A 24,873-nucleotide genomic window follows, 5' to 3' on the forward strand; every position below is an offset into this window, starting at 1 on the left:
CTGTTCTAGAACTTCAATGACCGGAAGGTCATCCACTTGAAGTTTTCGATAAGGTTTATTTACGGGCTGTTCAGTAGGTTTAACGAACATGCTTTTACCAATCAATAAAGTAAGCAATGTTCGAATGAGTTGTTCTTGATAGTTTATAAAAGTTAATAAATAGGTTATAATTTGAGGGTACAAATTGTCACTTCCATTCTTGGTTGTTGGGTGTGTGGTAACCTCAATTATCCAAAGAATTTAGGGGGTGGCAATTTTTTTGCCTATAAAGCCCTCTATGGAGATATTTTATAACCTATTTCTTATAGAAGTTTTGACAATACGGACTGGATAAAAGGGGGGACAATATGAAAAAGCACTCTTTATTTCCATTGCTGTTAGTATCTTTTGCACAGTTTTTAACGATGTTAATCTGGTTTAACTATTCGGCGATTTTGCCGATCGTTAAGGATGAGTGGGGGCTGAGTTCAAGCGAAGCCGGGATAATTTTATCATCCTTTCAGTTTGGGTATGTGATTTCCGTTTTTCTATTTGGGTATCTATCTGACCGGATTAATCCCAGGTATATTTTCATTTCAGCAGCATTAATAGCTGGAGTCAGCGGATTGCTTTTTGGCATTGCTGCTGAAGGTTTCTGGAGCAGCTTAATTTTAAGAATTATCGCCGGAATTGGACTTGGCGGCATTTATGTTCCAGGCCTGAAGTATTTGTCAGGGATTTACCCGCCGGAAACCCGCGGAAAGACGTTTGGTATTTATGTTGGTGCGCTTGTGATGGGGTCAGGCAGTGCGCTCCTATTTTCTTCGCCCCTAATTTCCTTTTTTGGCTGGAGAGGTGTTGTCGCAATCACATCTATTGGGGCATTTTTGGCGGCTTTTATGATGTTCTTGTATAAAGTAAATCCCAAAATGCCTGAATCTCCGCCGGACATGTCTTTTGCTTTGTTCAAATCATTATTCTCTAATAAAAAACTGGTTAAGATGAACCTTGCCTATGCTGGCCATATGTGGGAATTGTATGCTTTCTGGGGCTGGGTTGGCCCTTTCATGGTTTACACTGCGATGGTTCATGGATATTCCTCCGGAGAGGCACAGCAAATCGGCAATCTTTGGGCTGGTATTTTCATTGTCATTGGCGCTTTAGGAACTTGGCTGGGGGGTGAGCTATCCGACAAGATTGGCAGGGTAAGAGCCTTGAAGCCATTGCTGGCGGTTGGCCTGTTTTGCTCAATGCTTTTTGGCTGGCTGTCTTCCATCCCGTTAGCAGCCGTCATCGTTATTGGCATCATTTATGGGATAACCGTAGTGGGAGATTCCCCTATCTATTCAGTAGCGATAAGTGAACTTAGTTCTGCCAATACCATTGGGTTGGCTTTAGGCATGCAGCAGGTTCTTGGCTATAGCATAACCATCCTATCCCCGGGTGTGTTTGGGTTTATTCTGGGTATTATGCCGAATGAAGCGGCCGGATGGGGAGTGGCGTTTGCTGTACTGGCTTTGGGGCCGCTGATTAGTATGCTGGTTTTGCCGATGGATTCCAAGGAATCCGTGAATATAGACGGAGTAAAGTCGACTTTATAGACTGTCCGATTTGGGCAGTTTTTTTATGATCGCCAAGGAAATACGGTAGTATTAATTGTAAATACGAGTTGACAGGTCGGAATAGTAGGTAATATAATGTGGATAACAATTTTTGAGGGAGGAACAGTGTGATGAGAGAATTTTACCCAGTTATGGACGGTGCGGAATCATTTTATTTGGAAGGCAATGAAGTTGGTCTCTTAATCACACATGGGTTTCTTGGTACTCCCCAGAGTGTCCGTTATTTAGGAGAGGCATTTGCAAAGCTGGGTTATTCTGTTTTTGCCCCAAGGCTAAAAGGCCACGGCACCCATTATAAAGATATGGAGAAGACGACACATCAGGATTGGTTTGCTGAAATGGAGAAGGGTTACCTTTTCTTAAAGGAAAGATGTTCTACAGTATATGTGATTGGGCAATCCATGGGCGGTGCCTTGGCTCTTTGGCTCGCAAAAAAATATCCTGAAATAAAAGGACTGGCCTTAATAAATGCTGCCTTAAAGGTACCTTCTTATGATGATCTTATCGGAAAAACAAGTCCGCGGTATATTCCTGAGGGAGCACCTGATATTAAACGTTCAGGGGTTGAGGAAATAACGTATGGGAAAGTATCCATTCACTCCATTCATGAGCTCCAGGAATTGATGGCGAAGACCCCCGCCATCCTGCCAGACATCCAAAATCCAGTTCTTTTCTTTAAATCCATTGAGGACCATGTGGTTCCTGCCGAGTGTACGGATTATATTGCAAACCATATTGGTTCCAGTCAAAAGGAAGTTGTTCCGCTCTACAACTCCTATCATGTTGCGTCGATGGATTATGATCAAGAGAAAATTATTGAAAAAACACACAAGTATATTCAGAAAATGAGAGTAGAAGTTTTTTCTTAATACACTTGGTTTGTCCTGTAGCTGCAAAGCTATGTCAAATAGTATTTGGTAGAACAAATTGAGGCACAACTGATAAATCCCTTTACCATAGATCATACTTTTGCCAAAGAGGCTGCACAGAGAAAAGTGCAGCCTCTTTTTTAGGGTGGATTCACCCAGTTATTAATTGTAAAATAATACTATTCTAGTATTTTTTGGGAGGTAATATGTATACTTACGAAACATTTGCATCAGGCGGATCATTTACATTATTAAGGCCGGTTTTTTATAGTTTTCTGTTAGTTGTTTTGGCCTTATTCATTATCGTTCTGCTTCCAAAAGCCTTAAATCGGTTTATGAACGGATTTGCGATTGCCAGCCTGTCTATCTTCTCGATTTTTTTATCAGGCCAGCTGCTGTTTTTTGATGCGATTATAGTTGATGAATTAGGCTTAGGCGGCGACGGAGTCTCCACCATCTTGTTTCTTGCCATTGCTGTGTTAGGCGTTGCAAACCCAATAATTTATTTTATAAGATAGCAGGAGGGAAGGCGATGACCGTTTCTGAAATAAAGAATCTGAGAATCAGACAGCTGCTGTTTTTAAATGTTGTCTTGCTATTTTTCTTAGCGGCTGCTTATATGCTTACCAGATTGATAGATTTTACTATTTCACAAATGTTCCTTTTCATTGGAATAGCAGCACTGATTCAATCGATTGTGGGATGGACAAAACGGAATTCTGCCAAATCCATTATTCCTGTTATGGAACAAATAGCCATCTACGAAAAAGAAAAGATGGGGAGTGAATGGGAAAAACAGCGAAAAGTGAGCAGTCAATGGAGTTTATTCATGAGTATCATGATGTTTTTGAACACATACGTTCAACGTGATAATGGTGAAATGATGAAATTGGATCTTCCTTATCTATTTTTCCTTGCTGCTGGCATTTTAGTCATCATAAACATTGGTCTCATAGTACATATCCGTAAAGTGGACGGGGCCCAGTCGAAATCTGACTTTAAAGGATTTACCCTGAAACAGAACTTAATGGCAATCGTGATAGGAGTTTTATTTGGAATCATTATTTTTATTTTTACAATAGCGTATGTCAGGTCATTGTTTTAATAATAGCTTGTCTTCTATGGGGAGAGTCCTTTTATGTTTTTATGTGCTGAAAATTCTATAATACAGATAAAATTTTTATAATATGGATAAATCATTCTATAACGCAGATAACCTTTTTATAAGGATGATAAATCATTCTATACGATAGATAAATCTTAATAAATTTATATTTAAGCCTAAATAGACGATAAAAATTGAAACTTAATGGCCAAATCATCGTAAAGAGGAGTAATTTACTTTTTTGCAGAATATAATCTGCGACTTCTGCGGAAAAAATGTCCTTCATCAAAGGGATGAAAGCCAAATCTTGGGCCTGCCGCGGAAAAAATGTCCTTCATCAAGAGCATGAAGGCCAAACCTTGGATATGCTTCGGAAAAATGTCATTCATAAATTGGATAAAGGCCAAACCAATCATATTTTACAGGAATGAGCTGATCGGATGAAAACAAAGTATAAATTGCTCCGCATGTATAGGGTATTATCGCTGGCATTCAGCATTTTCGCTCAAATTTATTGGTATAAATGGACCCGCAAGCCTGATGCAAAATGGGAAGAGTTATGGGCCAGCATAGGGAAGAGAGTCCGGAAAACGCTTTTTGAATTGGAAGGGCTGCTGATCAAAGTCGGGCAGTTCATCAGTATTCGTTCCGATTTGCTGCCTGGTCCCTTTATAAAGGAAATTCAGGACCTTACTGATAAAGTGCCTCCTTCTGAATGGAGTGAGATACATCAGATTCTTAAAGAGGAATGGGGGACTGAGGTTTCCAAAAAGGTATTGGCCATTGAAAAAGAGGCAATTGCTTCTGCTTCGATTGGAGAGGTTTATAAAGGCGTGCTGCAGGATGGAACAGCCGTAGCCATTAAAGTGCAGCGGCCTGACATCCAATCGATTGTGCAGACAGACTTTCGGACATTAAGCATTCTAATATGGTTTGCTGACCGGTTTGTTCCGATACCCAAAGGATTTATTAATCTAAAGGTTCTTTTTCAGGAATTAAAGCAGGTAATTGAAAGGGAACTTGATTTTACAAAAGAGAAAGAAACACTTCTTTATTTTAAGGAACGTTATAAAGATAGCGATATCGTGAAGATTCCAGACATTTATCCGGAACTATGCACATCTAAAGTGCTTGTCATGGAATGGGTGGAAGGAAAGAGGCTTACCGACAGCAGTGCAGTTGAACAATTGGAGGTTTCCCGCCAGGAATTGGCCAAGCGTCTCTTGAAGATTTTCCTGCCGCAATGGCTAGAACCCGGTATGTTTCATGCAGATCCGCATCCGGGCAATGTTCTGGTATCACGTGAGGGGCGCATTATCCTCCTTGACTTCGGGATGGCAGGAGAGGTTTCGAAAAAGGATGCTGCTGCTTTTCAAAATCTGATCGAAAGCTTTCTTGCCAAAAATTATGCAAAATCAGTCGAGTGCTTGTCCCAGTTAGGATTCCTGCTTCCTGAAGCGGATACACGGACGATTGAAAAACTGCTTTCAGAATGGGTGTTGTTTGATCCCTCAAATTTAAAAGAGATGGATTTGATGGCGCTAAAATGGGAGCTGAATGATCTGATTTCCGCACTGCCGGTACAGGTGCCAACCCGTTTTATTTTTCTGGGCCGCTCTTTTATTACAATCGAAGGGATTATAAGGAATCTGGCACCTGAGGAAGAATTGCTCGGCATCGGGAAACCTGTATTTACTGAATGGCTTGGATCACAGGGGAATAAATGGGCGTTCATTTGGAGGGTTATTCAGTCACAGCCTATATTTAAACTCTTCCACTCTGCTGCAGAGTTTTTAGATTCACCGCGAAAAATGGAGCATTTAAAGGAAACCGAGCAGAGAAGGGAGTTTCAATTTACAATCTATGAAAATCGCAAAAAGCAGCTTTTTCAGCTGCTTATGCTTGGTTTAATTGGAGCAGGAGCAGGCCGCTATTTGGCAGAGGAACTTATATGGCAGCTATCGTCAGGCATTATTGCAATTGCTGCCGCCGGCTATGGTGTAACAAGCTATAAGCTTGCGAAATGGCTGAAATATATGCCGGAAAAGAGGAGGTAAGAGCCAGCGATTCTGGCTCTTTTTTAGGTATATGAATCTAGTATAATGTGGTAAACTAATTAGTTAGGTAATTATTTTTGGAAACGGCAATTGAAAGGGAGTCATCATAGTGCTATATAGCTTAAATAAACAATTGGAAAAAATCATGCCATTGATTACTCCAGCAAGTGTGGTTATCGGTGTTTTTCTGGCCGGGCAACTTAAGGACTATTCGTACATCATTCCGTGGGTTTTTGCTTTTATGACGTTCTCCGGAAGCTTAAATTCGAATGTAGGTTCATTGAGAGACATTCTTCATCATCCCAAACCGCTCTTTTTTATTGTATTTATGCTGCATATTTTAATGCCGCTTTTTGCCTGGAGCACCGGCCACTTAGTATTTGGGGATGATGCCTTCACGATAACAGGACTTGTGCTGGCAATGGCCATTCCAACTGGCATCTCGAGTTTTATCTGGGTATCGATTTATAAAGGAAATATTCCGCTGACCTTGTCCATTATATTGCTGGATACCTTTCTCTCGCCGTTTATTGTACCATTGACTTTGTCTGTATTTTTTCAGGCTACCGTAGAAATAGACATTTTGCCAATGATGAGAGGGCTTTTCTGGATGGTTGTACTTCCTTCATTATTGGGCATGATCCTAAACCAGGTCACTGAAGGGAAGGGAGCTGCCACTTTAAGCCGCCGCCTTGCTCCGTTTTCAAAACTTGGTATGGCTGTTGTTGTAATGCTGAATGGAGCAGTTGTTGCCCCTTATTTAAAAGAGGTGAATCTGAAGCTCATTCTTATTGGAGTCACTGTATTCATTATTGCTTTTATGGGATATCTGCTTTCTTTTCTCATTGCGAACATGCTGAAATATGACCGGGAAACCACAGTGGCGGTGACCTTTAATGGAGGGATGAGAAACATCAGTGTAGGTGCTGTCCTGGCAGTTACTTATTTTCCGCCAGCGGTTGCTGTTCCAGTTGTGATTGGCATGCTCTTTCAGCAGGTATTGGCTTCGCTTTTTGGTTTGTTCATCAAGCGTTATTACAGCAGAGAAATCCTTAGGGAAGGGCATACATTTTAAAGTGAATATCCAAATGAAATGCCAAAAAATTTATTATATGGTATAAAAAAATTTAAGATTCGGATTATGCCTCACCTAGTAATTTTGCTCTTTTTCATTCAATTCATGTAATCTAATCATTAACGATATTTTGCTAGTAAAAAATTTAAAATGCTCAAAAACAGGATTTATCTTCCCGATAACCGGGTAGAATATCGAGGGAAAATTTCATCCTTAGCACAATTGTTATTTTTCCTAGTTTGAAATTATCTAAAAAAAAAGGTATAATAAGTCGTTGTTAACACTACTGAGGGGGAAGTTTTTTGTCAATCGAAATAGGCAGTAAGGTACAAGGAAAAGTAACAGGCATTACAAATTTTGGAGCTTTCGTTGAATTGCCTGGAGGAACAACAGGTCTTGTTCACATTAGTGAAGTAGCAGACAGCTATGTGAAAGATGTGAATGACCATTTAACAGTAGGCGATGAGGTAACTGTCAAGGTGCTTAGCGAGAAGGACGGCAAGATTGCATTGTCCATCAAAAAAGCAGTAGACAGGCCTGAAGGACAATCTTATTCTCAGCGCCCTCCGCGCCAGGGAAGAGATGATCGCCGAGGCGGCAGCAGAGATTTCCGTCCACGGGGTAATTTCAAGCCGAAAGAAAGCTTTGAAGATAAAATGGCTAAGTTTTTAAAAGCGAGCGAAGAAAATATTTCTTCATTGAAGCGCAATACCGAGGGAAAGAGGGGCGGCAGAGGCGGACGCCGCGGATAAGCAGCCCTTAAGATAAAGGCAAGCCCGTTTATGGCTTGCCTTCTTTGTCGTTCAAATTTCTATAATAATCGGAAGGATCATCGGTTTGCGTTTTGTTTTTTCGAATAAAAACTGACCCAGGGATTTTTTTATGCTTTGCTTAATCACATTCCATTGGCTTTTATCCTGTTCGGGGAGGTCATTGACTGTTTTTTCAACCAGCCGGTTAATGTCTCTCAGCAGATCTTCGGATTCTCTCGCGTACACGAACCCGCGCGAGATTGTATCAGGCCTCGATATCATTTTGCGCTCACTTTTGCTCATGGTTAATACGATGACAATCATGCCATCCTCTGACAGCTGTTTGCGGTCGCGCAGCACGATGCTGCCAATATCCCCAACACCCACACCATCCACATACGTGTCTCCAGCCGTTACTCGCCGTGTTTGCCGGGCAGTGCCATTTTCAATATCCACGACATTGCCATTTTTAACGATAAACGTATGGCCCTTTTCCACACCTACTGACTCGGCTAGCAAACGGTGGTGATGCAGCATTCTGTATTCACCGTGAATCGGTATAAAATACTTGGGTCTCATCAGGGTAAGCATGAGTTTTAAATCTTCCTGGTATCCATGTCCGGAAACATGCATGCCGGTTGAACTGCCGGTGCCATAAATCACACGGGCGCCAAGCTGGAACAGGTTGTCAATGATTTTTGAAACATCGCGCTCATTGCCCGGTATAGGAGATGCTGCCAAAATCACGGTGTCTTCAGGGTGAATTTCAGCATCGCGAAAATTTCCGGTTGACAGACGTGATAATGCTGCCATAGGTTCTCCCTGGCTGCCGGTGCAAAGAATGCAGATTTTTTCAGGCGCAAGGTTCATGGCTGTTTTTGGATCCACGATCATACCTTCAGGCACAGTAAGATATCCGCGCTCGATTGCCACCTCCACTACATTCACCATGCTTCGTCCGAGTAAAACCAGTTTTCGGTTTGTTTTAATCGCTGCAGCTACTACTTGCTGGACGCGGCTTACGTTGGACGCAAAAGTTGAGATAATGATTTTTCGCGGAGCTTTTATGAATGCCTCTTCAATATTTTCCCCGACAATTTGCTCTGTTGGGGTGGATCCTTTCCGTTCTGCATTTGTGCTTTCGGATAAAAGAGCCAAAACGCCATTGCGGCCAATCTCCGCCATTTTATGAATATCGGAGTGCTCCTGATTGACAGGGGTTAAATCAAACTTAAAGTCACCGGTATGCACCACATTGCCTTCAGGAGTTTGAAAAACAATACCAAGGCAGTCAGGAATACTGTGATTGACTTTAAAAAAGCTAACAGCGATATCGCCGAATGTCAGATTGGAGTCAGAATCGATGCCGATCAGTTCCGAGTCTCCAAGCAGCTTGTGTTCTCTGAGTTTTAATTCGATCAGTCCAAGCGTAAAACGGGTTGCGTAAATTGGCATATTGATTTTTTTCAGCAAATAAGGAACTCCGCCAATATGATCCTCATGTCCATGCGTGACAATTAATCCGCGAATCTTCTCTCTGTTTTCCTCCAGGTAGGTGATATCAGGAATAATCAAATCGATTCCTAATAAGCTTTCATCCGGGAATTTCCCCCCGGCATCAATCACCAAGATGTCATCGGCATATTGAATAACGTACATGTTCTTCCCAATCTCATTTATGCCGCCAAGAGAAAATATGGATAATTTCTTTCCGTTTGACTCCATATGTATATCCTCCCAATAGAATGCTTTTTTTTAGCATTCCCCAAAGAGAAAGGATTATAAAAAGTAGTTCTTCTCAGTGACAGGAAGAAATAAGCAGTTATATAAAGCATGCAGAACCGGACAGATTAAGATTGGAGGTGAAGCAACATGAAAACAAAAGATAATTTTTTAGAAGGGGCTAAAGTTACAAAGGATAACCAGACGTTTGCACCGGATCACAAAGGCAAAGGTAAAAATGCCCCGTCTTCTTCCAAACGTGGATAAGCTGGATAATTGATTTGCGTTAATGCATTAAAGTTTCTATTGACATAAAATACATCTGCATGCATAATATTTCTAATCATATGAAATCTAATGTTTTTATAGATAAAAAGTTATGACAGGGAACCAGTAAGTAGAACTCAGGCAAGAAGAGAGCGGGATTCACCGGCTGAAAGATCCTGCAGCCTGCAAAGCTATTGAACCTATCCCTTGAGCTGCCAGGCAAACCTGGCCGATTTTCCTGCGTTAAAGGATTTCAAAGCGGGCACTTGCCATGTTAAGTGCCAATGAAGGTGGTACCGCGTAAGAGACAAAGCTCTTCCGTCCTTTTTAGAGGGATGGAAGGGCTTTTTTTATTTGAATGGATGGTGGATAGTGTGAAAAGGAAACGAATTGTCGTAAAAATTGGAAGCAGTTCACTGACAAATACAAATGGCGGACTTTGCATCGAAAAACTTGAGGAGCATGTGGCTGCACTCTCCCGTTTAAAGCAGCTTGGCCATGATGTCATCCTGATTTCATCCGGGGCAGTAGCAGCGGGTTTTGCCGACCTGGGCTATCCTTCCCGGCCTGTGACCATTGCCGGAAAACAGGCAGCCGCTGCAGTCGGGCAAGGGCTGTTGCTGCAGGGGTATACCGAAGAGTTTAAGAAGCATGGGATTGTGGCTGCACAATTATTGCTCACACGGCAGAACTTCCTGCACAAGGAGCAATATCAAAATGCGAATGCAACCTTAGCTGAGCTTTTAAAGAGGAACGTCCTGCCGATCATTAATGAAAACGATTCGGTGTCGGTGGAGGAGCTTGCGTTCGGTGATAATGATATGCTGTCTGCTCTAGTAAGCGGACTCGTTCAGGCACAGCATTTAATTATACTGACAGATATCAATGGCATTTATGATTCAAATCCGCGAACAAACCCCGAAGCGAAAAAGTATCATTTCATCACAGAAATCACAAAAGATATGATGAAAGCTGCTTCCGGTTCAGGCTCAAAGGTAGGAACCGGCGGTATGGTGACAAAGCTGGAGGCGGCACGGACAGCACTGGGACTTGGGGTACAAGTGTTTATTGGGGTTGGCAGCGGATCAGAAAAATTAGTCGATATCCTAAATGGAAAAGGGGATGGCACCTATATTGGAAGCAGTTCAAAGGCAAGCGTGAGAACATCCAAGCAGTGGCTGGCGCTGCATTCTGTGCCTAATGGAAAAATTGAAGTGGATCAGGGGGCGGCACACGCGATCTTAACGCAGGGAAAAAGCCTTTTGCCTGCAGGTGTTACAAACATAACCGGGCACTTCCTGGTTAATGATGTGGTTGAAGTTGTAGGGCCAAAAGGAGACATTATCGGGAAGGGCCAGGTTAATTTTTCATCTGAAGAATTGAGCGAAATCAAAGGGCTTCCAAGCTCTGAAGCCATGGTGATTGCCAACAGTGACCGCAGTGTGGTCATTCATCGTGATCATTGGGTAAGCCAACAAAGAAGGGAGACAAGATAATGGAATTGATTCAAAAAGGGGAAAAGGCAAAGAAAGCTGCGGCGAAGATGGTGAAAATGACGACGGACCAGAAGAATCGGGCATTGGCATTAATTTCAAAACAGCTAATGGCCGAAAAGCACTATATTTTAGCCGAAAATGAAAAAGACCTTGCTGCGGGAAAAAACAGCGGGATGAATGATTCATTGCTTGACCGGCTTCGGCTTGATGAAGTTCGTCTTCAGGATATGGCAAATGCATTGATTCAATTAACAGAGCTGAATGATCCAGTTGGTGAGGTTTTGGCAGAATGGGATCGTCCAAATGGGCTATCCATCTCCCAAGTGCGTGTTCCGCTTGGCGTCATTGGCATGATTTATGAGGCACGCCCAAATGTGACAGTTGATGCATCCAGCTTGTGCTTGAAGACTGGAAATGCTGTGCTTCTCCGGGGAAGTTCGACTGCGATCCATTCCAATAAAGCCATTGTGAAAGTCATTCATCATGCGTTAGCAAAAAGTGATTTGCCTGCAGAAGCGGTTCAGCTCATAGAAGACACGAGCCGGGAAACCGCCTCCCAAATGTTTAAGCTGAATGATTATCTCGATGTCCTAATCCCGCGCGGTGGGGCAAAGCTAATCAGGACAGTTGTGGAAAATTCAACAGTGCCTGTATTAGAAACCGGGGCAGGGAATTGCCATGTATTTATCGATAAAAGTGCTGATAAGGAAATGGCGATTAATATTGCCATCAATGCTAAAACTCAGCGTCCGTCTGTTTGCAATGCATGCGAGACGATCCTTGTTCATAAAGAATGGCATGGCTTGGCAGAACTTATGGCAGCCCTTCAGGAAAAAGGGGTTGCAATCCACGGGGGTGAAGGCGTTTCAGGAACCGGCATCATCCCTGCTTCAGAGGAGGATTGGGGCACTGAGTATCTTGGATTGGAAGTTGCACTAAAGCTCGTGGATAGTGTTGAAGAAGCTATTGCGCATATTAATAAATATGGAACTAAGCATTCTGAGGCGATTGTGTCGAGTCAAATGGACAATGTAGAAAGGTTTTTGAATGAAGTGGATGCTGCAGCCGTATATCATAATGCATCAACCCGTTTTACTGACGGTTTTGAATTCGGATTTGGCGCGGAAATCGGCATCAGCACACAGAAGCTGCATGCCCGAGGACCAATGGGACTGCCGGCATTGACATCGACGAAGTACATTATTAAGGGGAATGGGCAGGTTAAATAAATTCCCTTACAGCAGAAAAGTTGTATGAATGATAACGTGGATGTTTTAAGATAATTTTCGTTAACATACAAGGGCTTTCCAATCATTGCTATGGATAGACAAATATGTTAGGATTTAAGTAACTTTTAAGAAATGGAGGTTTTCCTGTTGACTGCATCTATCAGACTGCGATTCCAATCTTTGAACCGCTAATTAAATACGGTCAAAGGCTCTGCCTGTGTGCAGGGTATATGGGATTGGTCTGCCTATTTGCAAGGAAACCTTTATTTTACGAACTGAAAAAAAGAGGGGCGGCGAATTGCCTCTCTTTTTTTGCTGTTTTTTTAAAAAAATAAAATAGACTGAAGCAGGTATATTCGCTTTGTTTTTTAGAGACAGAGGTTTCTTTAACAAGGTCCTTTCATACCCTAACACAGGCAATTAGGATGTGTTTGTTGCCTAAAACGAATGAAAAAGGACGTGGATAGTATGACTGAAAAGAAAGTTAGAGAAATCGCACAGAAAAATGGAATTGAGCTTAGCGATAAGCCTTTAAAGTTTAATGAATCCGGACTCGATTTTTCCGTTGTTATTGCTGAAGATAAAGCAGGGCAAAAGTGGGTATTGCGTTTCCCGCGCAGGGAAGATGTGATCGGATCGGCTAAAAAAGAGAAAAAAGCACTGGATCTCATAGCTGGCCACATATCGGTTCAGGTGCCAAGGTGGACGGTATTAACTAATGAGCTAATTGCCTATAAACTGCTAAATGGTGTGCCTGCCGGGACAATTGATCCTGAAGCGAAAGCTTATATCTGGGAGCTGGATGAAAAAAATCTCCCTAAAGAATTCACTAAATCCCTGGCGGAAGCATTGGTATCCTTGCATCAAATCGATTCCAAAGAGGCAACAGCAGCAGGGCTAACCGTTGAGAGTGCCGAAGAAGCAAGATTACAAATGAAAAAGCGAATGGATCATGTGAAAGCTGAATTTGGAATGGGAGAAGAGCTTTGGGCCCGGTGGCATGCCTGGCTGAAAGATGAGTCTTTATGGCCGAAAAAGACAGGACTGATCCATGGTGATTTACATGCCGGCCATATTCTCATTGATTCCAATTCAAAGGTTACAGGTTTTATTGATTGGACAGAAGCAGCCGTTACGGATATTGCAAATGATTTTGTAGGCCATTATCGCATATTTGGGGAAGAGGCACTTGAAAGTCTTATCGCTCATTATAAAGAAGCAGGCGGTTATGTGTGGCCCAATATGGCAAAACATGTGATGGAATTGGCAGCAGCTTATCCGGTTGCGATTGCTGAATTTGCTCTTAAGTCAGGAATCGGCGAATACATTCAGATGGCTAAGCAGGTTTTGGGTGTATTGGAGGAGTAAGAGTACCATATATGAAGACAGTACGCATTTTGTGTACTGTCTTTTTATCTTTCTATATAAGCAGAAAAATTTATATTTGTTTATTTCACTGTTCAGGTAATAGTATCAAAACCACAATTATAAAGGGAGTAAACGGCATGTTATAATAAAATCAAAACTTTTTCACGGTGATTATAGTGTTATCCTTATTATTAATAGTCTTTATATGTTTTGCTGCGTTTTCGGTTATCAAGATTAAAAAGATTCATATTAGCACTGCTGCGATGGCTGCCGTTATGGCGCTAGGAATAGTAACACATGGAGTTTTGCTGAATTTCTTTGGAGCCAGCGGCTTCGGCAAGCTGTTAAGTATCTTAGCTGTAGGATTGTGGCTTGCGTTTCTATTATCAATAGTCGTTTCTATTTTTAAAGGAGAATTCAGAAAGGTTCACTGCGATAATCCTATAAACCGTTTTGGGATTGGGACATGGGTGGCTGGATCCTCTATTTGCGGCATCATGATTTTTAAACAATTTGGCGGGGGAGTGGCAGCCTATGCCATTGCGATAGTAAATGTTGGGTTGTGGATGTACTACTTGGCATTAAGCCTTAGGAGCTTTATAGAAATTAAGAACTCCAAGATGCTCAATCATGTTCATGGAATTCTGCTCCTTACCACTGTTAGTACTCAATCTCTCGTTCTGCTCTATAATACTATATTTCAAAATGTGCCTTATTCCCTTAATGCCGCTTTAATTATCATTGGCTTGGGCTTTTATTTAGTGAGTGCCTGGTTTATTCTTAAACGCTACACAGCTTCCAGCTGGGACATTACTGACGATTGGAATAATACCAACTGCATTCTTCATGGGGCACTGTCAATCAGCGGTCTTGCCATGATTAAATCCGGATTAATAAGTGATCCGTTTGCATCACCATTCTGGATTGGCACTTATCTTATTTTTATCATTGTAGAATTGATTGAAGGCTATAGACTGGCAAAACGGATAAAAAAGTATGGGGTAAAGTCAGGCATCCTTATTTACAATGTGACCCAGTGGAGCCGGATTTTTACGTTTGCCATGTTCTTTACTTTTACAACTTTTATAAAAGCTCCTGCTTTATATATCGTGCAGCAATCAGTCTTAAGTATAGGCATCTGGATAATTATTGCGCTCCTTATGATTGAACTTGTTTTAAGTTTGCAGGTTTTGCAGAAACATCCTATGCGCTTTTCCTTTTTTGAAGGGGAGAGTACCGGCAAAAGCTTATAAGAGGGATAAACTTTCTTATAATGCAGATAAACTGTTTTATAACGCGGATAAATGAATCCAAAGCATAAATAAATGATACGGTCATAGAGAAAAAATTGTATATTATGCAAAAAAAGCCTGCCGCTTGCAAAAACTGCATGCAGCAGGCTTTTTTAGGCCTTTTGTACGGATTTTTAATTAGGCACTTTTCCTGTGTATAGGACAAGTTCAGTTCCGGGAAGGCTTAGGATAAGGAGGCGATGGTTGAATGGGTACCTTTGAAGTGTTGTCTTTGATGATCAGTTTCGGTATGTTTGTTATCGCCATGCTCCAATTTACAGATAGAGACAGGGACTCTTGAACACGCTGCATAAGCGTGTTTTTTTCTGTCTTAGGTTAATTAGAGATTTCCTCATAATTCTCTTTGATTTCTTTAGCGGTTTTATCAATTTCTTCGCCCCAATGGTCATTGACCTTATGGAACACCATGCTGCCTTTTGCATCCATGAGTGCATAGCCCCTGTAAGCTGTGTCGCCATTTTTCATATCAGCCCGTTCAATTAATTCCAAGTCAGGGTCAGATACAAATGGAAGGCTGTGCCCCATTTCCTCTTCAAGAGCATTATATAGCTCAAGCTGCTGTTCAGGCTGGTCATTGCTGACGATATACATGTTTACATCCATGCCTTCTAGTTTATCCATATTTTGATGCAACTCGACCAGTTGCTGCTGGCAGAGTCCTCAGGTGTATGTGGTGATAAAGAAGAAAAGGCTGGGCTTGTCCTGCGGAAAAGTCACCACTTTGCTGTTTTGGTCTTTTAAGGTAATCGGTTCCTGTGCTGAATCCTTTCCGCAGGCTGTCAGGACAAGCAGAACCATTGCCATTAAAACCACAAGTTTTCTTCGCATAATTTCTCCATTTCCTTGTAACTGTTTTATGTATGTCCATCTACTATTATGGCAATGTTTTCGCTATTTCTCAACAAAGATGCACTTAAATAAACAGGATGTTTGTTAAAGAGCGGGATTAAACGTTAAAATCTTTATCTTTCTTTTTTAAAAAAAGAAAGAGCATGGACCTTGAGATGATTTTAACGACAACAACAAGAAAAAACGAGTGAAGCCATTTCCAGCTTTCGCGGAATTTCAGTGTATTTGTTTTCCGCTCGAGGATTATTTCGTATATCCCTTGCGGCAAGCTGAAAATAATAAGCTTTCTTACTATTTCCGGAAGGCTTGCATTCATGGTTGATTGGCAATACCAAATAGACAAATAGGTGCATACGAAAAAGTCATAGGCAATATTGATTTTAGTCAGACGCGGGAAAAGCCTGACCGGATATTTAACCTTGCCTGTTTTAACAAGTGTCTTATCAAAAAGATAATTAACCAGGCCGCTTGTCACAATCAAGGGAAGCCACACTTTAGCTGATGGTTTTTTAAAAAGAGAAGGAAAAGAAATAATGCCAAAAATAATTCCGCTTATTACAATTAACCGATCCATCATGAAATACACACACTCCTCATGGGTAGGGTGTGTGTTGATTGGACTCTTTATACAGGCATGGGTAATGGGTAATAAAAAATAAAGGATGTGGGCCCTAATGGACGTACTTGCTTCTCTGTACTTTATAGATGAGCTTATCAAGCTTCTTACTGTACATCAGCGTTTCTGGATGTGACAATCCCTTTCTTTTTCCAGCATAAATCATCTTTTTCCGCAAATCATCGATTTCTATATGAAGTTGTTTAATAGCAGTCGAAGTCTCGGTCATAAGTTCGACTCCTAATCTGGGGAATGGTAAAATACTATATTCTATTATCAGCAAAAACAAATGCAAATAAACAGATTCGACAAAACTTATAAAAACATTACAAGTTTCAACAGCCGCTGCAAGTTAGTGTTTTAGTCCTATTACCATTTGGCTTGATTCATAATTCTGTAATCTATTATTCTTCCAGCTTTTACATAGAATTATAACAGGATTAATATTTTGCTTCTATTCTTAATACGTAGCAAATTAAGAGATAGGAGTTGGAAAAAATGAGGAAGAAAATGATTTCAGCGATTGGCGCAGTCGTTATCGGGCTTAGTGCGACTGTAGGGGGAGGTGCGGCAATGGCTAAGGATAAGTACAAGGAAATTGTAAATGTATCACACCGCGGAGCTTCTGCTTATGCACCCGAGCATACAATTATGTCGTATGAAATGGGCGAGAAAATGCATGGGGATTATATTGAAATTGACCTGCAGATGACAAAGGATGGACAGCTCATTGCGATGCACGATGTGACACTTGACCGTACAACAAACGGAACAGGGCATGTGAAGGATTTTACACTTGAGGAAATTAAGGAGCTTGATGCAGGAAGCTGGTTCAATGAGAAATATCCGCAGTTCTCCAATCCAGCATATGAAGGTTTAAAGGTGCCGACTCTGGAGGAAGTCTTCAAGAAATTCGGGAAAAACGAAAGCTATTACATAGAAACAAAATCACCGGATGTCTATCCTGGTATGGAAAAAGAACTGCTTCGGCTTGTTGAAAAGTATGACATTAACAAAGATAAATTGCTTGTCCAGTCATTCAGTGCGCAAAGCCTAAAGCTGATGCATGAATTAGATCCGTCTATTAAACTGGTTCAATTAATTTCTTATAGAACAAATGCAGCCATTACGGATGATGAAATTCAGGAAATCCAGCAGTATGCGATGGGAATTGGACCCAATCATACATATTTAAATCAAGAGTATGTTCAAAAGGTCGTAAACAGCGGACTTGAACTTCACCCTTATACAGTCAACGAAAAGGAAAGAATGCAGCAGCTGATTGACTGGGGGGTAACTGGAATGTTTACCAACCATCCTGATTTGCTCCATGAATTGAAGAAGGGAAAATAATAACCAATGGCTTCGAAGGCTTTCTTCGGAGCCTTTTTTATGGGCAAAAGTAAAACCTGCAAAAAAAATTGAAAACATGCAAATTAAAATGGTGAATTTGCAAATAAGCATCCTTTCACAGACAAAATGATTTTCATTCCCCCATAGTGTAATATTGATATAACAATATTTTAAAAAGGGCTTGAACAACTTTTTTCAAAGTGATATGATTTTTTTGAAGTTAAGTTCATAAATCTGTCACATTTTGATTTGAGATAGCGATCCTGTCGTCGGTTAAAATGTCACAAGATACGAAAATGATTAACAGTTGGTCCTTAAGTAGCGAATCCTGCTTGATACTAACCGTCAATTTTGCTTCTGTATACCCCTATTTGGGGACGCAGAAGGGATTGGCGGTTTTTTTATTTCAAGAAACTTTCCTGTAAGCGTTTGCTGCAGGGATTGATCTTAACAAGGTTCTTTTATTAAGGGGGAAGAGAAGTGAAAAAAACAAAGAATCGGTGGCTGATTGCAGCTTCGGCAGTGGGGATCCATATTTCCATCGGATCTGTATATGCCTGGAGCAACTTTACCAATCCATTGATTGAGGAGTTTGGCTGGACATCAAAGCAGGTTCAATTAACATTTAGTTTGGCAATTCTGTTTTTGGGATTGTCAGCAGCCTTTCTCGGCCATTTCGTTGAAAAACATGGCCCAAGAAAAGCCGGACTACTGGCAGCAGTTTTTTTTGGAGCAGGCATGCTGGGCGCAGGGCTTGCAGTAAATCTTGGCTCATTGCCATTTTTGTACATAACATATGGCGTGCTCGGAGGAATTGGTTTAGGAGTAGGCTATATTGCTCCTGTATCCACGCTGGTAAAATGGTTCCCTGACAGACGAGGGTTTGCAACAGGCCTTGCCATCATGGGATTTGGTTTCGCTGCGGCAGTAGCAAGCCCAATCATGGATACACTGATCAAATCTGCAGGAACAGCAAACACCTTTTATATTCTAGGTGCTGCTTACCTGATCATCATGACATTGTCTTCTTTATATCTGGAAAGACCGCCTGCAGATTGGGCACCAGCAGGCATGAAGGAAAAAGCCGAGGCTGGAAAAATCAAAATCAAACAGGATTTAGCACAGTTAACAGCGAATGAAGCAGTAAAGACATCCCGTTTCTACTATCTCTGGGTTATGCTATTTATTAACGTTACGTGTGGAATTGCAATCCTATCTGCAGCGAAGCCATTAGCGGAGGAAAGCATTGGTTTAACGACTGCAGAAGCAGCAACGCTTGTCGGCGTGCTTGGAATCTTTAACGGTCTGGGCCGACTCATTTGGGCATCCATATCTGATTACATCGGCCGCCCGAATACGTATACGATTTTCTTCGTATCGCAAATTGCTTTGTTCTTGTTATTGCCTCATACAAAAGAAGCAATCCTATTCCAGATCATGCTGGCGATTGTTTACACTATGTACGGCGGAGGATTTTCATCGATCCCTGCATTTATCGGGGATGTATTTGGAACAAAGCAGCTTGGTGCCATACACGGCTATATCCTTACTGCATGGGCAGCAGCCGGGCTTGCCGGCCCAATGTTTGCAGCATGGATGAAGGATTCCACCGGAAGCTATGCTTCAAGTTTAACAAGCTTTGCAGGACTTTTCATAATAGCATTCATTGTTTCAATCTTAATTCGATTTGATATTAAAAAATTGCGCAAGCAAAACGAAGCGAATGAGCGTTTGGTAAGCTAATTTAAAAAAATACAGCATAGAAAAGTGAGCAGCTTTGCTTTTCTAATGGTCTGGCACTTGGCAGCGAACCTGCTAAAGACTAACCGCCGCAGAATCTTGCATCTTTTTTCGAGACTATTTTGCGGTGGTTTTTCTTTATAAGAAGGACCTTGCCGTCATGTTGCTCTATTAAGCTATATACAATAGTAAAAAGCTAATCTAACCATTGAGAATTCAGAGAACAATAATCTCTATCAAATAGCAGGACTAACGATAAATTAAGGGAGTGTTATAGGTGGGAAAAACAAAGCATCCAGGACCGCAGAAGAAAAAAGCTATGCCGGATCCAAAACATTGGGTCAGCCCAATCCCATTCGGACTTGGCAAAATAAAGCCAAAACACATGAGGGATACAGCAAAGATCCTTTGGGAAAACAAAGATAATCTCGGCTATGCAACCAATATTTTAACAAAAGGGGTTTGTGATGGCTGCGCACTTGGCGTATCCGGACTTTATGACCAGACCTTGAAGGGCCCGCATGTATGTACAACTAGACTAAATGTACTTCGCTTGAATACAGCCGGTGCGATCAAGCCTGAGATTTTGCATGCAGATATTGATGAGCTCAGAAAATATGACAGCACTGAACTCCGCAAGCTGGGACGTATTCCATACCCAATGATCCGCAGAAAAGGTGAACGCAAATTCTCCCGGATCACTTGGGATGATGCAATGAACATGATCGCTGAAAAAATGAAAGTCCTTGATCCAAAACAGTATGCATTCTACCTGACAAGCCGCGGGATTACGAATGAGTCTTATTATGTGGCAGGAAAGGTTGCCAGGTTCCTTGGCACAAACCATATTGACAACGCGAGCCGCATTTGCCATTCCCCATCAAAAACTGCTTTGAAGCGGTCAATTGGAGTTGGTGCTTCAACTGCTAACTATCTTGACTGGATTGGAACAGACGTGCTTTTATTCTGGGGAAGTGTTGCATCAAACAGCTCTCCGGTCTCATCGAAATACATGCTGGAGGCGAAGAAAAACGGAACGAAAATCATCGTGGTAAATCCGTATAAAGAGCCTGCGATGGATAAATACTGGATTCCGTCAAACCCTGAATCCGCGCTGTTTGGCACGAAAATTGCGGATGATTTTTACCAGGTAAACATAGGCGGGGACATTGCCTTCATGCACGGAATTATGAAGCATTGGTTTGATATGGAGAAGCAGCAGCACGGTTCAGCCATTAATCATTCTTTCGTGAATGAACATGTAAATGGATATCAGGAATTAAAGAAGAAAGTTAAAGAGCAATCCTGGGATGACATTTTTAAATCATCCGGTGTTTCCAAAGAGCGCATCATTGAGCTTGCAGAGCTTCTGGCTAACAGTAAAAATGCCGTTTACGCATGGGCTCTTGGTTTAACGATGCATTCCTTTGCGACAGACAATATTTCACAGGTTGCAAATCTGGCGCTTCTTCGCGGACATCTTGGAAGAAAGCATAATGGCTTAATGCCGTTCCGCGGCCATTCATCTGTACAGGGAAGCGGAGAAATGGGTGCTGATCCATTTGTTCTCCCCGGCGGTGATTTCTACGGCGAAAATTTTGACCGCATTCAAAACCTGTGGGGCTTTGAGCTGCAAAAATGGCAGGGTGATATTGTCGGAGTTACTTTGGAAAATATCCTGCTTCCAGAAGACCATGAACGAAAAATTAAGCTTTATTACCTATCCGGCGGTAATTTCCTTGAGACAATGCCAGACCCTGACTTCATTGAAAAAGCCTTGTCTGAACTGGATATTCGTGTCCATCAGGATATTATTTTAAACACATCCACTTTAGTTGACGCCAAAGAAGCAGTAATCGTCCTTCCGGCAAAGACCCGCTACGAGCAAGAGGGCGGCGGAACTTCAACATCGACTGAACGCATGGTGTACTTCAGCCCTGAAATCGAAGGCAATAAGAATAAAATTGAAGAAGCACGCGCAGAGTGGAAAATCTATATTGATCTGGCAAAGCGCGTAAAGCCGGAAACAGCTCATCTGGTTGATTTCAAAAATGCACAGGAAATCCGCAACGAAATTGCCCTGGCAAATCCAAGCTATGATGGCATACAGCATCTGAAAAAAGCAGGAGACGTCTTTCAGTGGGGCGGCGCGTGGCTATGCGAGGATGGAATCTGCCCGACACCACATGGAAAAGGCAACCTAATTCCTGTTGATATTCCAGACCTGGGCAAGAAAGAAGGCCAGTTCATCGTTACTTCCCGCCGGGGAAAGCAGTTCAACTCAATGGTATATAAGGAAGTTGACCCGCTGAATGGCGCTGGCCGCTATGATGTCTTGATGAATGCTGAAGATGCCAAGGATTTAAGCATCGCAGAAGGCGAGGGCATTGTCCTATATAACGGATTCGGTGTCTTCCAGGGAAGGGCGAAATTTGTGGATATTGCCCGCGGCAACGTAGAAGTCCACTTTCCCGAAGGAAACTTCTTGCTGCCAAGAGGACGATATGAAAAATTCGCCGGCATCCCGGACTACAACATCACTGTTACCCTGGAAAAAGCAGACCGCTACAATGCTCGCAAAGACGTTGAATATAATGAAAGACACATTGCTGATGATGAAATTGATGCACCAGCATAAGAAGAGAGATGGCTCAGCGCCATCTCTTTTTTTGTGGAGGATGATGGAATTTGCGGCGGTACTCTTTGTGGGATATGGCGTTATTTTGAGGGATTAGCGACGAAAAATAAGAGGACTGATCGGAAATGGCGGCTAATCCGAGTAAATACCATAATTTTACCCGTTCTCATTCCCGGCAGCTATTACATTACCTATGGGAACTCTGTATCCTCGTTATAAAATATGTTATACCTCTTATAAAACCTTTTACTATCATATAAAAATATTTATCACACTTATACGGAAATTTATTTATGTTATAACCTATTTCACAGCAATTCCACAAAAGCTGCCATTAAAAAGTACCTATTTCCAGAAGCCTCCTTACCCCAAAATACAGGCTTCTGCACAAATTGCCGGTAAAGCACATAAATGGGCTTGTCCTTCTGCGACATACATAATTTTCCTCCGTCAGATATATTGAGGTGAAAATAATGAAGAAAATCAAACAGGTTTTTGCAGCAGGCATGATCTCTTTGGCGGTTATTTTTTCAGGGGGAGCAGTTATGGCGGACCACAATTTAAATAAAGAAATGGTTGTGGTGGAGAAAGGGGATACTCTTTACTCGCTAGCCAGAAAGTATCATACGAGTGTAAACCGGATAACAGAGCTTAATAATTTGAAGGGCACAACCATTTATCCGGGGCAGCGTCTTATTTTAACAGAAGGGGAGGCAGCGTATCATAAGATTATGGTAGGCTCTTTCAGCAAAAAGGAAAATGCGGCAAAGCGTGTCTCTTTATTAAAGGATAAAGATATTCCAGCAGCTATTAGCATAGCTGTTATTGATGGCAAGACGCATTACCGCGTCCAGGCGGGTGCTTTTAAAAATAAGAAAAATGCAGAGAAGCAATTGGAAGCTGTGAAAAAGGCAGGTATAAAAGATGCCTATATTCTCGCCAGAGAGCCGCTTCATATTCTCGGAATAAAGCCTGGTGATGCCTATGATTCCATAAAAAACACAATGGGTGAACCAGAAAAGACTGAAACCAAGCTGAATACCAGAAGTCTTTACTACCAAAATGATGGAGCAGGTGTAAGGGCAACCTTGAATATGAAAGCTGGCACAATCAGCAGTTTGGCTGTCTATCCAGAATATTTAAGCAAGCGGATGTTTCCGGCATTGCCATTTACAAAAGAACAAGTCATAAAGAAATACGGTCAGGCAACTAAAACCGAGACTGTAACATGCTATGAATCAGCGAAATGTGAAGAGCTGACGTACCAGCTGGATCAATTAGAGCTTAAGGTTCGGATTGACCGGGATCACTCCACTGTTCAGTTTCTGGATCTAAGCGATGTCACTTATCAATAAGCAAATTCGGAGGTTTTCATGCCTCCGATTTTCCTTTTTGCAAAAGGGAAACATCCCTCCCGTACCAGAGGTGACAGAAATTATTTGCATGGCAAATAGTATGATGGAGGCATGCTTGCCAGAAAAACCACTCCGCCTATGTTTGGAGAAGAATAATCAGTCTGCAAAACCCGTTAATACCTCACGAAATTTTCCTAAAAAAAGTAATTGCCAAAATCAAAGATTTTGCTATGATTTAATAGGTTACTATTCATATATGGAGTGTGGTTACGCATCTATGAAAATGGTTTCTTTTAATGCCTTTCGCACAATCGGCATACCAGGCGTTCATTATATTAAGCCTGAGCATATGTACAGAGAGTTAGAAATCATTCGCCAGGCAGATCTCGTTCTTTTTCCGGAAACCTGGCAGGTTCCTGTACTTGTCTATGGCTTAAAAAAGCGCATCTTTCCAAGTATTGAAACGATGCAGCTTGGCTTCAGCAAGGTTGAAATGACAAGGGCACTTTGGACAATAGCTCCGGAATATGTTCCATATACCGAGATTTTGGCAAATACACCTAGCAATATCGAATCTGTGCTGGAAACATTTCCTTTTCCGTTTGTTGCAAAAGAAATTCGCAACTCAATGGGCAAGGGTGTATATTTGATTCATAATGAAGGAGACTTCCGGGAATATGCGGAAAAAGTCGATGTCCTATACGTTCAGGAATACCTTGAAAACGAAGGAAAGGACCTTCGCATCTGTGTTGTCGGAGATCAGGTTTTCACTTCGTATTGGAGAGTAGGGCTGGAGGGGGAATTCCTTCATAATTTGGCACAGGGCGGAGAAATTTGTTCTGATTTCATCCCGCAGGAAGCTGTTGACCTAGTCCTTAAGATAGCCAAAGATTTAAATATTAACCATGCAGGCTTTGATGTTATGGTGAGCAATGGTAAATTCTATATCCTTGAATTTAATGTCCTTTTCGGGAACCAGGGAATTCAAACTCTGGGCTTGTCCGTTGAACAGGCCATTTACCAATATATTATGAAGGAATTCAACCCGCCGTTTCCTACTTCACCGGCGCCGCTGAATCCTCATAAAGTTATTTCATAAATCAAAGCTCCAGTTTAGGATACTGGAGCTGTTACATGTTTTGGTGGCTTCGATTTCTAGGCAGGCACACAATCACTTGATCCGCTTTATGAAATGAATCAGCAGATTAGACGCTAAATAGCAGGAAAACATTGCTATTGAAATCAAAGAAAGATTATTTTATTATAATAAAACAAGCTGCATTGTACGTAATTATAATTAAGTTTTAACCTTTAAGCTGAAATAGGGAGTTTAACATCGGAACAGGAATGACAAGCCTCTGTCGATTAGACAAGGAGGACAGGCAGGAATGTTTCTGCAAACACCCACTTTGAGGAGTGGTGGTTTAAAACTTTCTTATCATCAGTTACGGCAACGGCGGCTACATAC

22 protein-coding genes, 1 other RNA gene and 1 pseudogene are annotated in these 24,873 nt (G+C 41.7%); 18 read left to right on the forward strand and 6 right to left on the reverse strand.

Going from position 1 to position 24,873, the window contains the following annotated elements; genetic code table 11:
- Nucleotides 1–183: pseudogene (locus L634_RS0118280) on the reverse strand (DDE-type integrase/transposase/recombinase); the annotation flags it as partial.
- Nucleotides 184–347: 164 nt separating this feature from the next.
- Here L634_RS0118280 and L634_RS31360 point away from each other — a divergent pair.
- The 7 genes from L634_RS31360 (at nt 348) to L634_RS0118320 (ending at nt 7,459) form a co-directional block, all read left to right on the forward strand.
- Nucleotides 348–1,580: an MFS transporter gene (locus L634_RS31360; RefSeq protein ID WP_034262870.1), complete on the forward strand. Its 1,233-nt coding sequence runs from the start codon at nt 348–350 to the stop codon at nt 1,578–1,580.
- 131 nt (nt 1,581–1,711) lie between these two features.
- Nucleotides 1,712–2,470, forward strand: a complete 759-nt coding sequence (locus tag L634_RS0118290) for an alpha/beta hydrolase (protein ID WP_026583703.1) — start codon at nt 1,712–1,714, stop codon at nt 2,468–2,470.
- 206 nt (nt 2,471–2,676) lie between these two features.
- Nucleotides 2,677–2,988, forward strand: a complete 312-nt coding sequence (locus L634_RS0118295) for a hypothetical protein (RefSeq protein ID WP_026583704.1) — start codon at nt 2,677–2,679, stop codon at nt 2,986–2,988.
- A gap of 14 nt (nt 2,989–3,002) precedes the next feature.
- A complete protein-coding gene (locus tag L634_RS0118300; RefSeq protein ID WP_026583705.1) occupies nt 3,003–3,575 on the forward strand; it encodes a hypothetical protein in 573 nt (190 codons plus the stop codon).
- A gap of 440 nt (nt 3,576–4,015) precedes the next feature.
- Nucleotides 4,016–5,632 carry an ABC1 kinase family protein gene (locus L634_RS0118310; protein WP_026583706.1) on the forward strand — a complete coding sequence of 539 codons (1,617 nt, stop codon included), beginning with the start codon at nt 4,016–4,018 and terminating at the stop codon, nt 5,630–5,632.
- Nucleotides 5,633–5,741: 109 nt separating this feature from the next.
- A complete protein-coding gene (locus tag L634_RS0118315) occupies nt 5,742–6,707 on the forward strand; it encodes a bile acid:sodium symporter family protein (RefSeq protein ID WP_026583707.1) in 966 nt (321 codons plus the stop codon).
- A 302-nt stretch (nt 6,708–7,009) separates the two neighbouring features.
- A complete protein-coding gene (locus L634_RS0118320; protein WP_026583708.1) occupies nt 7,010–7,459 on the forward strand; it encodes a S1 domain-containing RNA-binding protein in 450 nt (149 codons plus the stop codon).
- 51 nt (nt 7,460–7,510) lie between these two features.
- Here the strand turns inward: L634_RS0118320 and L634_RS0118325 are convergent, their stop codons facing one another.
- Nucleotides 7,511–9,184 carry a ribonuclease J gene (locus L634_RS0118325; protein WP_026583709.1) on the reverse strand — a complete coding sequence of 558 codons (1,674 nt, stop codon included), beginning with the start codon at nt 9,182–9,184 and terminating at the stop codon, nt 7,511–7,513.
- Nucleotides 9,185–9,822: 638 nt separating this feature from the next.
- On the opposite strand from L634_RS0118325, the gene proB reads away from it, so the two are divergent.
- The 5 genes from proB (at nt 9,823) to L634_RS34965 (ending at nt 15,134) form a co-directional block, all read left to right on the forward strand.
- Complete coding sequence (proB, locus tag L634_RS0118335) at nt 9,823–10,944, forward strand: glutamate 5-kinase (protein ID WP_026583710.1); 1,122 nt, start codon at nt 9,823–9,825, stop codon at nt 10,942–10,944.
- Entirely contained in the window at nt 10,944–12,173 is a 1,230-nt protein-coding gene (locus tag L634_RS0118340; RefSeq protein WP_034262872.1) for a glutamate-5-semialdehyde dehydrogenase, read from the forward strand. The genes proB and L634_RS0118340 overlap by 1 nt, the downstream gene beginning before the upstream one ends.
- Before the next feature lie 447 nt (nt 12,174–12,620).
- The gene (locus L634_RS0118345; protein ID WP_269521615.1) at nt 12,621–13,541 is read left to right on the forward strand and encodes a macrolide 2'-phosphotransferase; all 921 of its coding nucleotides are present in this window, start codon (nt 12,621–12,623) and stop codon (nt 13,539–13,541) included.
- Nucleotides 13,542–13,717: 176 nt separating this feature from the next.
- Complete coding sequence (locus L634_RS31365) at nt 13,718–14,794, forward strand: hypothetical protein (RefSeq protein ID WP_157452418.1); 1,077 nt, start codon at nt 13,718–13,720, stop codon at nt 14,792–14,794.
- A 247-nt stretch (nt 14,795–15,041) separates the two neighbouring features.
- Nucleotides 15,042–15,134: a putative holin-like toxin gene (locus L634_RS34965; protein WP_222500599.1), complete on the forward strand. Its 93-nt coding sequence runs from the start codon at nt 15,042–15,044 to the stop codon at nt 15,132–15,134.
- A gap of 35 nt (nt 15,135–15,169) precedes the next feature.
- Here the strand turns inward: L634_RS34965 and L634_RS0118360 are convergent, their stop codons facing one another.
- The 4 genes from L634_RS0118360 to L634_RS32820 form a co-directional block, all read right to left on the reverse strand.
- A complete protein-coding gene (locus L634_RS0118360) occupies nt 15,170–15,496 on the reverse strand; it encodes a hypothetical protein (RefSeq protein ID WP_269521616.1) in 327 nt (108 codons plus the stop codon).
- Nucleotides 15,497–15,514: 18 nt separating this feature from the next.
- Nucleotides 15,515–15,682: a hypothetical protein gene (locus L634_RS33915; RefSeq protein WP_198029789.1), complete on the reverse strand. Its 168-nt coding sequence runs from the start codon at nt 15,680–15,682 to the stop codon at nt 15,515–15,517.
- 118 nt (nt 15,683–15,800) lie between these two features.
- Nucleotides 15,801–16,280, reverse strand: a complete 480-nt coding sequence (locus L634_RS0118370) for a CBO0543 family protein (RefSeq protein WP_026583714.1) — start codon at nt 16,278–16,280, stop codon at nt 15,801–15,803.
- Nucleotides 16,281–16,374: 94 nt separating this feature from the next.
- Nucleotides 16,375–16,548: an aspartyl-phosphate phosphatase Spo0E family protein gene (locus tag L634_RS32820; protein ID WP_084028933.1), complete on the reverse strand. Its 174-nt coding sequence runs from the start codon at nt 16,546–16,548 to the stop codon at nt 16,375–16,377.
- 269 nt (nt 16,549–16,817) lie between these two features.
- Between L634_RS32820 and L634_RS0118380 the strand changes: the two genes are divergently transcribed.
- The 6 genes from L634_RS0118380 to ssrS all read left to right on the forward strand — a co-directional run bounded on the left by L634_RS0118380 (nt 16,818) and on the right by ssrS (nt 24,872).
- Complete coding sequence (locus L634_RS0118380) at nt 16,818–17,672, forward strand: glycerophosphodiester phosphodiesterase (protein WP_026583715.1); 855 nt, start codon at nt 16,818–16,820, stop codon at nt 17,670–17,672.
- Nucleotides 17,673–18,152: 480 nt separating this feature from the next.
- Entirely contained in the window at nt 18,153–19,415 is a 1,263-nt protein-coding gene (locus tag L634_RS0118385) for an L-lactate MFS transporter (protein WP_026583716.1), read from the forward strand.
- Nucleotides 19,416–19,689: 274 nt separating this feature from the next.
- On the forward strand, nt 19,690–22,050 hold the full coding sequence (locus tag L634_RS0118390) for an FdhF/YdeP family oxidoreductase (RefSeq protein WP_026583717.1): 2,361 nt from the start codon (nt 19,690–19,692) through the stop codon (nt 22,048–22,050).
- Between the two features lie 473 nt (nt 22,051–22,523).
- Entirely contained in the window at nt 22,524–23,405 is an 882-nt protein-coding gene (locus tag L634_RS0118400) for a LysM peptidoglycan-binding domain-containing protein (protein WP_026583718.1), read from the forward strand.
- 277 nt (nt 23,406–23,682) lie between these two features.
- Complete coding sequence (locus L634_RS31370) at nt 23,683–24,504, forward strand: ATP-grasp domain-containing protein (RefSeq protein WP_051428368.1); 822 nt, start codon at nt 23,683–23,685, stop codon at nt 24,502–24,504.
- 171 nt (nt 24,505–24,675) lie between these two features.
- Nucleotides 24,676–24,872: non-coding RNA, 6S RNA (ssrS, locus tag L634_RS32825), on the forward strand.
- Nucleotide 24,873 lies beyond the last annotated feature (1 nt).

The organism is Bacillus sp. J33 (assembly GCF_000518885.1).
GTDB lineage: Bacteria > Bacillota > Bacilli > Bacillales > Cytobacillaceae > Cytobacillus.